Origin of the sequence: Pseudomonas putida, from assembly GCF_050989985.1 — a bacterium.
GTDB classification, from domain to species: domain Bacteria; phylum Pseudomonadota; class Gammaproteobacteria; order Pseudomonadales; family Pseudomonadaceae; genus Aquipseudomonas; species Aquipseudomonas putida_AI.
In genome coordinates this window covers 1,879,526-1,889,374 of sequence record NZ_CP158815.1, presented here as the reverse complement: position 1 = coordinate 1,889,374, position 9,849 = coordinate 1,879,526, and the positions used below count along the sequence as shown (strand labels likewise).

9 protein-coding genes are annotated in these 9,849 nt (G+C 62.1%); 4 read left to right on the top strand and 5 right to left on the bottom strand.

The window, feature by feature from the left end:
• Positions 1-115: 115 nt before the first annotated feature.
• Together ABTV29_RS09040 and ABTV29_RS09035 are read right to left on the bottom strand one after the other, a co-directional pair.
• Entirely contained in the window at positions 116-850 is a 735-nt protein-coding gene (locus ABTV29_RS09040; protein WP_433769745.1) for a thioesterase II family protein, read from the bottom strand.
• 182 nt (positions 851-1,032) lie between these two features.
• Positions 1,033-2,205, bottom strand: a complete 1,173-nt coding sequence (locus ABTV29_RS09035) for an MFS transporter (RefSeq protein WP_433769744.1) — start codon at positions 2,203-2,205, stop codon at positions 1,033-1,035.
• 256 nt (positions 2,206-2,461) lie between these two features.
• On the opposite strand from ABTV29_RS09035, the gene ABTV29_RS09030 reads away from it, so the two are divergent.
• Together ABTV29_RS09030 and ABTV29_RS09025 are read left to right on the top strand one after the other, a co-directional pair.
• Positions 2,462-4,288 carry a glycoside hydrolase family 15 protein gene (locus ABTV29_RS09030; RefSeq protein ID WP_433769743.1) on the top strand — a complete coding sequence of 609 codons (1,827 nt, stop codon included), beginning with the start codon at positions 2,462-2,464 and terminating at the stop codon, positions 4,286-4,288.
• A gap of 160 nt (positions 4,289-4,448) precedes the next feature.
• Positions 4,449-5,348 (top strand): alpha/beta fold hydrolase, encoded by a 900-nt coding sequence (locus ABTV29_RS09025; protein WP_433769742.1) that lies wholly within the window; start codon positions 4,449-4,451, stop codon positions 5,346-5,348.
• Here the strand turns inward: ABTV29_RS09025 and ABTV29_RS09020 are convergent.
• Positions 5,317-6,300, bottom strand: coding sequence for a GlxA family transcriptional regulator (locus ABTV29_RS09020; RefSeq protein ID WP_433769741.1), 984 nt, complete (start codon positions 6,298-6,300; stop codon positions 5,317-5,319). The two genes, ABTV29_RS09025 and ABTV29_RS09020, sit on opposite strands and share 32 nt — an antisense overlap.
• An 89-nt stretch (positions 6,301-6,389) precedes the next feature.
• Here ABTV29_RS09020 and inhA point away from each other — a divergent pair, with 89 nt between their 5' ends.
• On the top strand, positions 6,390-7,073 hold the full coding sequence (inhA, locus tag ABTV29_RS09015) for an isonitrile hydratase (protein ID WP_433769740.1): 684 nt from the start codon (positions 6,390-6,392) through the stop codon (positions 7,071-7,073).
• A gap of 354 nt (positions 7,074-7,427) precedes the next feature.
• On the opposite strand, the gene ABTV29_RS09010 is transcribed toward inhA, so the two are convergent.
• Entirely contained in the window at positions 7,428-7,916 is a 489-nt protein-coding gene (locus ABTV29_RS09010; protein ID WP_433769739.1) for an SRPBCC family protein, read from the bottom strand.
• Positions 7,917-8,075: 159 nt separating this feature from the next.
• Here ABTV29_RS09010 and ABTV29_RS09005 point away from each other — a divergent pair, with 159 nt between their 5' ends.
• Positions 8,076-8,477 carry a lysozyme inhibitor LprI family protein gene (locus ABTV29_RS09005; protein ID WP_433769738.1) on the top strand — a complete coding sequence of 134 codons (402 nt, stop codon included), beginning with the start codon at positions 8,076-8,078 and terminating at the stop codon, positions 8,475-8,477.
• 253 nt (positions 8,478-8,730) lie between these two features.
• Here ABTV29_RS09005 and peaD read toward each other — a convergent pair whose 3' ends face one another.
• Positions 8,731-9,849 carry a quinohemoprotein amine dehydrogenase subunit beta gene (gene peaD / locus ABTV29_RS09000; RefSeq protein WP_433769737.1) on the bottom strand — a complete coding sequence of 373 codons (1,119 nt, stop codon included), beginning with the start codon at positions 9,847-9,849 and terminating at the stop codon, positions 8,731-8,733.

Sequence of the window (9,849 nt, the reverse complement as noted above, 5' to 3'; positions counted from 1 at the left end):
AAAAACACTGTAGGAGCGAGCCTGCTCGCGATAGCGGTTCATCATTCAACAGTGATGTTGACTGACATACCGCTATCGCGAGCAGGCTCGCTCCTACAGGGGGCGTCGCGGATTGTCAGGCACTCACCGCCATCGCATGCCGCCGATGATGAATCTCAAGCTGATCCTTGATCACCTTGAGCACCTTGGCCTCATGTTCATGAATGAAGAAATGCCCGCCGCCGAGCATGTCCACGGAAAAGCTGCCACGGGTTTCCTTGCTCCAGCCGATCAACTGCTCGGTGGTGGCGCGGTCGGCCTTGCCGCCGAGCACGTGCACGGGGCAGTTGAGCAACGGGCGCTGCACGGGCTCGAAGCGCCCGCACAACTGGAAGTCGGCGCGCAGGATGGGCAAGGTCAGGCTCATCAGTTCCTGGTTGGCCAGCACTTCCTCGCTGGTGCCGTTGAGCGTACGCAGTTGCTCGATCAGCTCGGCATCGGTCTTGGGCTCGGCGAAACCGCGATCGTAATCGGCACGCAGGGTCGGCGCGGCGGTGCCCGAGGCGAAGAGCGCCACAGGCTCCGGGCAACCCAGCGAACGGAAGGCATGGGCCATCTCGCAGGCCAGCAACGCACCGAGGCTATGGCCGAACAAGGCATACGGTGCCTTGAGGGTGGCTTTTTGTTCCTGCGCCAGTTGCAGCGCCAGCCGGCGCATGTCGGTGTGCAGCGGCTCGCCGAACCGCGCCCCTCGCCCCGGCAGCTCGACCGGCTGCAATTTCAGCCATTGCGGCAGTTTGTTGCGCCAGCGGCTGTAAACCATGGCGCTCGCGCCTGAATAAGGCAGGCACAGCAATGTCAGCTGGGTCACCGGGCTTTCCTTGTAGGTTGTCTGTATGGGGGAACGGATGGGCCACTCAAAAAATTAGTCGTCCACAAAACCCTGTAGGAGCGAGCCTGCTCGCGATGGTCGCCAACGATAATGATGGATGCCTGACACCCCACGGCGTTCTCCAGTCCATCGCGAGCATGCTCGCTCCTACAGGTCTTTGATCATTTCAGATGGCGATAGCTTTGTATGGCCGAACCCAAAACGACGACCCCCGCCGCAATCGCCACCCAAAACCCGCTACGGGCACCCAACGCATCCACCAGCCACCCGGAACTGGCCGCACCGATTGCCACGCCAATGCTCAAGCCGGTGACCAGCCAGGTCAAACCTTCGGTGAGCTTGGCCGGCGGTACGATCTGTTCCACCAGCGCCATGGCAACGATCAGGGTCGGGGCGAAAAACAGCCCGGCCACGAACACCGCCAGCGACAACCCGAGAATGTTCGTCGCCAGCAGCAGCGGCAAGGTGGTCACCGCCGTCGCCACCCCGCCATAGAGAAACAGGCGCGGCAGCGGCACTTTCGAGCGCAGTGCGCCGAAGGCCAGCCCGGCCAGGCAGGAACCGATGGCGTACACCGACAACACGATGCTCGCCGCGGCCGGCTGGCCCTGTTGCTGGGCGAACGCCACGCTGACCACGTCTACCACGCCGACAATGGTGCCCATGGCGACCATCAGCAACAGCAGCAGCTGGATGTCCACTGAGCGGATGATCGAACCCGAATGATGTTCTTCATGGAGATGTACCGGCGGCTCGGTGCTGCGTTGCAGGACAAACGCCGTGACACCGATAGCCAGCATCAGCAATGCCGCCAGCGGCCCGGCCTCGGGAAACGCCACCACGCACAGGCCCACCGACAACGGCGGGCCGACAATAAAGCAGACCTCGTCCAGCACCGATTCCAGGGCATAGGCGGTTTGCAGTTGCGGCTGACCGCGATACAGCTCGGTCCAGCGCGCCCGCACCATCGCCGACATGCTCGGCATGCAGCCGGCGATGGCGGCGAACAGGAACAGCGTCCAAGTTGGAGCCTGCAACCGGGTGCAGAGCAACACCATCAGCAACGCGCCGCCGCCGACCATTGCTGCCACCGGCAGAATCCGCCCCTGGCCGAAACGGTCCACCAGCCGCGACACCTGCGGCGCGCAAAACGCCGTGGCCAGGGCAAAGGTCGCCGCCACCGCCCCCGCCAGACCGTACCCACCCTGCAACTGCGAGAGCATGGTGATCAGGCCGATGCCGGTCATGGAAACCGGCATGCGCGCGATCATTCCGGCGAGCACGAAGGCTCGGCTGCCAGGGGCCTTGAACAGTTCGCGGTAGGGGTTTGCCATGGGTGCTGGCCTCGATAAGGGCGTGCAAGTTGCCATAAGGCTGGTAGCGGGGAAAGCAGCAAATTGTTGGGTGAATGTGAAGGCCCCATCGCGAGCAGGCTCGCTCCCACAATGGCCAGCGTACACAGGACAGATGTGGGAGCGAGCCTGCTCGCGATGAGGCCGGTAAAGCCACCTTGTACCTCCAGACAAATGAACTCCACGCCCCTCAAGCCAGTCCTCTGATCAAGCGCACAGTTCTCGGAGCCCAGCACCCATGCCCGACCACCACCCCGAACGCCAAAGCCCCATCGACGCCCACGGCATCATCGGCGACATGCGCAGTGCCGCGCTGGTCAATGACAAGGGCAGCGTGGATTTTTTCTGCTGGCCGGAATTCGACAGCCCGTCGATTTTCTGTTCGCTGCTGGACACCCCCGAAGCCGGCATCTTCCAGCTGTCCCCGGACCTGCCGGACGCGCGCCGCGAGCAGATCTACCTGCCCGACACCAATGTGCTGCAAACCCGCTGGCTCAGCGACCGGGCCGTGGTCGAAATCACCGACCTGCTGCCCATTGGCGACAGCGAAGATGATTTGCCGGTGCTGATGCGTCGGGTGCGGCTGGTCAGTGGCAAGGCGACCTTCCATATGCGTTGTGCCGTGCGTCATGACTATGCGCGCGCCCAGACCCGTGCCCGCAGCAACGGCAGCGACGTCATTTTCGAAGCCATCGGCCAGCCATCCCTGCGCTTGGCATCGGACCAACCCATGAAGATCGACGGCAGCGCCGCCATCGCCGAATTCACCCTGGAACAGGACCAGAGCGCCGAATTCCTGCTCGGTGCCGTCGACGATCCACGCTTCAAGGACGGCGCCGCCGGGTTGTGCCTGGAACGCACGCTGAAGTTCTGGCGCGACTGGATCGGCCAGTCCAACTATCGCGGTCGCTGGCGGGAAATGGTCAACCGCTCGGCGCTGGCGATGAAGCTGCTGACCTCGCGCAAACACGGGGCGATCCTCGCCGCCGCGACCTTCGGCCTGCCGGAAACGGTCGGCGGCGAACGCAATTGGGACTATCGCTATACCTGGATCCGCGACGCCTCGTTCACCGTCTACGCCTTCATGCGCCTGGGCTTCGTCGAAGAGGCCAATGCCTACATGCGCTGGCTGCGCGGGCGGGTCAGTGACTGTCGCGGCAAGGCCATGAAACTCAACATCCTCTACGGTATCGACGGCCGTCAGGAATTGCCTGAAATCGAACTCGCGCACCTGACAGGCCACGGCGGCGCGACACCGGTACGCATCGGCAACCAGGCTTATTCACAGGTTCAGCTCGACATCTTCGGCGAGCTGATGGACGCGGTTTACCTGGTCAACAAGTACGGCGAAGCCATTTCCCATGAGGGCTGGAGGCACACGGTGGAGGTGGTCGATCAGGTGTGCGAGACCTGGCAGCAGGAAGACGTCGGGATCTGGGAAATGCGCGGCGAGCAACATCACTTCCTGCACTCGCGCCTGATGTGCTGGGTGGCACTGGACCGGGCGATCCGCCTCGCCTCCAAGCGCTCGCTGCCCGCGCCGTTCGCCCGCTGGGACCAAACCCGCCAGGCGATTTATGCCGACATCTGGGACAACTTCTGGGACGAAGAACGCGGGCATTTTGTCCAGCACATCGGCGGCACTGGCCTGGACGGTTCAATGCTGCTGATGCCGCTGGTGCGTTTCGTCAGCGCCAAGGACCCACGCTGGCTCGCCACCCTCGACGCCATCGAAAAAAACCTGGTGCGCGACGGCATGGTTTACCGCTATCGCAACGAACACACCCACATCGACGGCCTGCCCGGCACCGAAGGCGCGTTCGCCGCATGCTCCTTCTGGTACGTCGAATGCCTGGCCCGCGCCGGCCGGGTGGAAAAGGCACATCTGGAGTTCGAGCAACTGCTGCGCTACGCCAATCCGTTGGGACTGTATGCCGAGGAATTCGACAGCCATGGACGGCACATGGGCAACACCCCGCAAGCGCTGACGCACCTGGCGCTGATCAGCGCAGCGTGTTTTCTGGATCGGAAGTTGAGTGGGGAGAAGAGTTTCTGGCAGCCGTAAGCCAGAGGTCTGTGTAGACAGAAATCGCAGAAAAATGCAGGTACCCCCTTACCCCGGATCGGGCGAAGTAGTTCAATCCGGTGGCGAAGGCGTAAGTCGTTGAACCGGAATGTTGCCCCTTGGGCTAGTCTTTCACAGGTCTTAAAATCAGGAGCCTGCCGTGGCTGAACACCCGATACAAACCGTCCGCACATCGCTACTCAACGTGGCCTACGAGGAACACGGCCCCAGCAGCGGCGAGCCGGTGATTTTGCTTCACGGCTTCCCCTACTCCCCTCGCGCCTACGACGAGGTCGCTCCGGCCCTCGCCGCCGAGGGCTACCGCGTGATCGTTCCGTATTTGCGCGGTTATGGCCCGACCCGTTTCAACAGCGACTACACGCTGCGCTCCGGCCAGCAAGCCGCCCTTGCCCAGGATTTGCTCGACCTGATGGATGCCCTTTCCATTGAACAGGCAGCGCTCTGTGGCTACGACTGGGGCGGTCGGGCGGCGTGCATCGTGGCAGCGCTATGGCCACAGCGGGTGCGTTGCCTGGTGACGGGCGATGGCTACAACTTGCAGGACATTCCCCGTTCGACCCGGCCACGGGCACCGGAAACCGAACATCGCCTGTGGTACCAGTACTATTTCCACACCCCGCGCGGCGTTGCCGGCCTGACGGAGAATCGCCGGGAGTTGTGTGCGTTGCTCTGGAAATTGTGGTCGCCGACCTGGACCAGAGGGCCCGAGTTGTACCCGCTTACGGCACCGGCCTTCGACAACCCGGATTTTGTCGAGGTGGTGATTCACTCGTACCGGCACCGGTTCATGTATATGCCCGGCGATCCCGCGCTGGATTGGATGGAAGAAGCCCTGACCCGACAACCTTCGATCAGCGTGCCGACGATTTCCCTGTGCGGCGCCGACGATGGCGTTGGCCCGGCGCCGGAGATCGACGACGACATCGAGCACTTCACCGGGTCTTACGAGCGTAGGGTGCTGGCGGGTGTCGGCCACAACATTCCCGAAGAAGCGCCCGAGGCCACGCTCAAGGCATTGCTGGATCTGCTTCGGCGCTGACGGAAAACCGTTCCCGATAGGCCTGCGGCGTCACGCCCATGGCCCGCAGGAAACTGCGGCGCAGGGTTTCTTCGCTGCCGAAGCCGCATTGCACGGCGACCCGCTTGATTGGCAGGCCGGTGTCGCCGAGCAGGCGGCGCGCGGTCTCGACGCGAATCAGTTCGATGGCCCGGGCCGGGGTCTGGCCGGTGTCGGCGCGGTAGTGACGCACGAAACTGCGTTCACTCATGCCAGCCTGCAGGGCCAGGGTGGGAATACCCAGGTCCTTGGTGAGGTTTTCGCTGATCCAGGCATGAAGTTCGTCGAAACGGTTGCCTTCGTGCTGCAAGGACAGGGTCACGCTGAACTGCGACTGGCCGCCGGGCCGTTTGAGAAACACCACCAATTGCCGGGCGACTTCCAGGGCCATGTTGCGACCAAGGTCCTCCTCGACCATCGCCAGTGCCAGGTCGATGCCGGCGGTGACCCCGGCCGAGGTCCAGACCGGACCGTCGTTGATGAAAATCGGATTGGGCTCGACCTGTAATTGCGGATGCTGCTGCGCCAGTTGCTCGCAGCGGGTCCAGTGGGTCACCACGCGCCGGCCATCGAGCCAACCGCTGGCCGCCAGCAAAAACGCTCCGGTGCACACCGATGCCACTCGCCGACATTGCACCCCATGCTCGCGCACCCAGGTCACCAGTGCCGGGTCCTGCGCGGCTGCATAAACGCCCCAGCCTCCGGCGATGATCAGGGTATCGCTGCCCTGCTCCGGCAAGGGTTCGGCCAGCATCGCCAGGCCCGCCGACGACATCACCGCCCCGCCGCCGCTGGCAATCACCGACGGCGCATAGGGCGCGGGCAGGCCCTGCTGGCGGGCGATGTCGTTGGCCGAGGCGAACACCTGCAAGGGGCCGGTGACATCGAGCAATTGCACATTGGCGAACGCCAGTACATGGATGGTTTTCGACATTTTGGCGTAATTCGTGGGGTTATTGGCGTATACGCCAAATCCTGGACGCCTACAGTGAATTTGTCCACCCACTTCAGGAGAAAAACACCATGACCTTGCAGATCGGCTTTCTGTTGTTTCCACAGGTGCAGCAACTCGACCTGACCGGCCCATACGACGTGCTGGCGTCGCTGCCGGATGTGAAGGTGCATCTGGTCTGGAAGGATCTGGTGCCCGTCTCCGCCAGTACCGGCCTGGTGCTCAAACCGACCACCACTTTCGATGATTGCCCGAAGCTGGATGTGATCTGCGTGCCCGGTGGCAGCGGGGTCGGGCCGCTGATGGAAGATGACGAGACCCTGGCGTTCCTCAAGGCCCAGGCGGCGACGGCGCGTTATGTCACCTCGGTGTGCACCGGGGCGCTGGTGCTCGGCGCGGCCGGCCTGCTCAAGGGCAAACGGGCCACCACCCACTGGGCCTATCACGAGTTGCTGGCGCCTTTGGGGGCGATTGCGGTGAAGGATCGAGTCGTGCGCGACGGCAATCTGCTGACCGGAGGTGGCATCACGGCGGGTATCGACTTTGCCCTGACCCTGGCTGCCGAACTGTTCGACCGGGACACCGCCGAGCTGGTGCAATTGCAGCTGGAATACGCACCGGCCCCGCCATTCAACGCCGGCAGCCCGGAAACCGCGCCGGCCGGGGTTCTGCAGGAGGCTCGTCAACGCTCCGCCAGTTCGTTGAAATTGCGTGGGGAAATCACCGAGCGCGCGGCGGCGAAACTCGAACGCTAACCCCTGTAGGAGCGAGCATGCTCGCGATGGACGCCAGAACACCGCGGGGTGTCAGGCTGCCAGCGTTATCGTTGACGACCATCGCGAGCATGCTCGCTCCTACAGTTTTTCTGGTGCGTCGCACTTTTCAGGCGCCCATAAAAAAACCCGCCGAAGCGGGTTCTTCCACGACCATTACGACTCCCTGTCGACAGCAATCCATGCATATGGCCGATCATCCATGATCTTGAGCACTCCCTGTGCTTCAGTGGATGGGGCCAGAATACGCATCGGATCCAATTTGTAACAGAAGATAAAAGTGCCATCACGTGTAAGACATTCGCTATAGCGCTTCTTCCGAAACCCCTGGACCGGTCATTCATTCTCACGCTCGCGGGCCTTGGCGCTTTCGGCGAGAAAGTGCTCGAGCCGGCCCAGTTGCTCTTCCCAGCCACGGCTGTCCATGTAATAGGCTTCCTTCTGGCGTATATCGGGAATGTGCGCAAACCCTGATTCGGACACCTTGAGCAGCGTGCCGCCAGTGGTGTCTTCCAGCTCGAATTTGACCAGGGTGGTCGGTTCCTGTGAGTAGTCGATCTTCGGATTCACCGCATAGGGGTGCCAGCGAAAGGAAAACAGCTGCTGCGGCTCGACCCGCTCCACCAGCACGTTCCACAGCACGTGTTCGTAACCTGGGTACGTGACCTGCCCCTGGGTCCACTCGCCGGCAATGAACCGCCTGCCTTCGAGCGCCACGCCGAACCACTGACCGAACGCCTCCGCGTCGACCAGGGCACGCCAGACATGGGAGCGCGGCGATTTGAGTATTATTTTGCGCTCAAAACTATTGGGTACTGGTTTCATACGTCACCTCCTGTACTGAACAACAGTAGGCCTGTAAGACCACATGTCCAGCCCGAAAGTTGTATGAATGGGGTGTCAGTTGTCGTAATCGTGACCTTTGCGGCGCTTTCAGCTTCACTACACTGCCTCTGGACTTCATCCCTTACAGTGAGTTTCCCCATGCATGCACGCATTCTTCTGGCCCTGATACCCTTGATGTTCACCCCGCTGGCCCATGCCCTGGACTGCGAAAACGCCACCGATCAGACAACCATGAATCAGTGCGCGGCGCAGCAGCACGCTGCGGCGGACAAGGAGTTGAATGCGCTGTACCAGCAGATCACTACGCGGCTCAAGGGCAATCCCGACGGCAAGAAATTGCTGCTCAAGGCCCAGCGCTCGTGGCTTGCGTTTCGCGATGCCGAGTGCGAGTTCTCGGCCTCAGGGGTGGGCGGCGGAAGTGTTTATCCGTTGATCTACGGCAATTGCGTGACGCAATTGACCAAGGCCCGGGTCGAGACGTTCAAGACTTACCTGAAGTGCCAGGAGGGGGATTTGGGTTGTCCGGTGCCGGGGGTTTGATTCTTCGGTGTTTTTGAGGGCCTCATCGCGAGCAGGCTCGCTCCCACATTAGACCGCGCCCGTCCAGGCAACACGGTCAACTGTAGGAGCGAGCCTGCTCGCGAAGACGGCATTCCAGCCACTGAAGATGTATCGGATGTACCGACCCCTTCGCGAGCAAGCCCGCTCCCACATTAGACCGCGCCCGTCCAGGCAACACGGTCAACTGTAGGAGCGAGCCTGCTCGCGATGGCGTCAGTGCAGACGCCGCAAATTACCGCACAAAAACCTGCGCCGTGGTAATCGCCATGTCCCCGCCCGGCATTTTGATGCTGCCGATCTGTTTGAGGCTGTCGGCGTCGAAGATCGCCACGTCGTTGAAGGTCCCGGCCAGGTAGATCTTGCTGCCGTCCTTGTTGAAGGAAATGCAGTAGTAGGAGTGATCAAGCGTCGCCGCCTGCAGCATCTTTTTCTCCTTGATGTCGTACTTGGCCAGGCGGTTAAGCACGCCGAACATCAGGTTCGGGTCCTTGGGCGAGCGCATGCCGCTGAAGTAGATTTCCGTCAGGGGGCCGAAGTCGGTGGTTTCGGTCTTGCCGGTCTTGAGGTCCACGCTGAACAGGCCGTACAGGTAGTCGGCAGTGGCCGGGTCCTGTTTCTTGTCCTTGAACTTCGCGGTGGTGTAGAGCAGCGAGAAGTCATGGCGATAGGTCTGCTGGTTCCACACGTAGAGCACGTCGGGAGCCGCGTAGTTGGCCCGTTTCCAGTGACGGCTGGGGATCAGCACGTCGAACTTGCCGGTCTGCACGTTGACCTTGTAGATATCCGCCCCCGCCACATACAAGGTGCCGTCGTCACCGCTCTGCATGATGGTCAGCTGGCGCGGCGCCGGGAAGCTGCGCACCGGCTTGGCGTCCATGCCGGCGTCGGTCTTGTACACATCGAGCCGCGGCTGCTGCACCTCGTAGTGGTCGTTCATCATCAACGTCGGGTTGGCGATGGTGAACAGTTCCTTGCCGTCGTGGCTGAGGGTGAAGGCGAACATCGACTTGGCCTTTTCCCCCGGCTTCTGGGTGATGCTGGCGTGGAACACCTGCTTGCAGCTGTCCAGTTCGACGCCGTAGACATCCGCATAGTGATTGTTCAGCACATAGGCGGTCTTGCGATCCGGCGACAGCTGCACGGTGCCGGGGCCGAAGGCATCGGGCATCTTGCAGGTCTTGAACACCGTATCGGTGGCCAGGTCGATCACGTTCAGGTTGTTCGGGTAGTTGGTGGTCAACATGTACTCGTGACCGTCTTGCAACGCAGTGTTTTCATCAGCCAGGACACTGAGCGAAAAAGTACTCAGGACGGCGAACGCGGCCAGGCCGCAGGCTTTGATGCTGTGCAT

Excerpts from the sequence above, each read along its gene's own strand:
- ABTV29_RS09005 (WP_433769738.1), top strand. The coding sequence starts at position 8,076 with ATGCATGCACGCATTCTTCTGGCCCTGATACCCTTGATGTTCACCCCG.
- ABTV29_RS09010 (WP_433769739.1), bottom strand. The coding sequence starts at position 7,916 with ATGAAACCAGTACCCAATAGTTTTGAGCGCAAAATAATACTCAAATCG.
- ABTV29_RS09020 (WP_433769741.1), bottom strand. The coding sequence starts at position 6,300 with ATGTCGAAAACCATCCATGTACTGGCGTTCGCCAATGTGCAATTGCTC.
- ABTV29_RS09030 (WP_433769743.1), top strand. The coding sequence starts at position 2,462 with ATGCCCGACCACCACCCCGAACGCCAAAGCCCCATCGACGCCCACGGC.
- ABTV29_RS09035 (WP_433769744.1), bottom strand. The coding sequence starts at position 2,205 with ATGGCAAACCCCTACCGCGAACTGTTCAAGGCCCCTGGCAGCCGAGCC.
- inhA (WP_433769740.1), top strand. The coding sequence starts at position 6,390 with ATGACCTTGCAGATCGGCTTTCTGTTGTTTCCACAGGTGCAGCAACTC.
- peaD (WP_433769737.1), bottom strand. The coding sequence starts at position 9,849 with ATGCACAGCATCAAAGCCTGCGGCCTGGCCGCGTTCGCCGTCCTGAGT.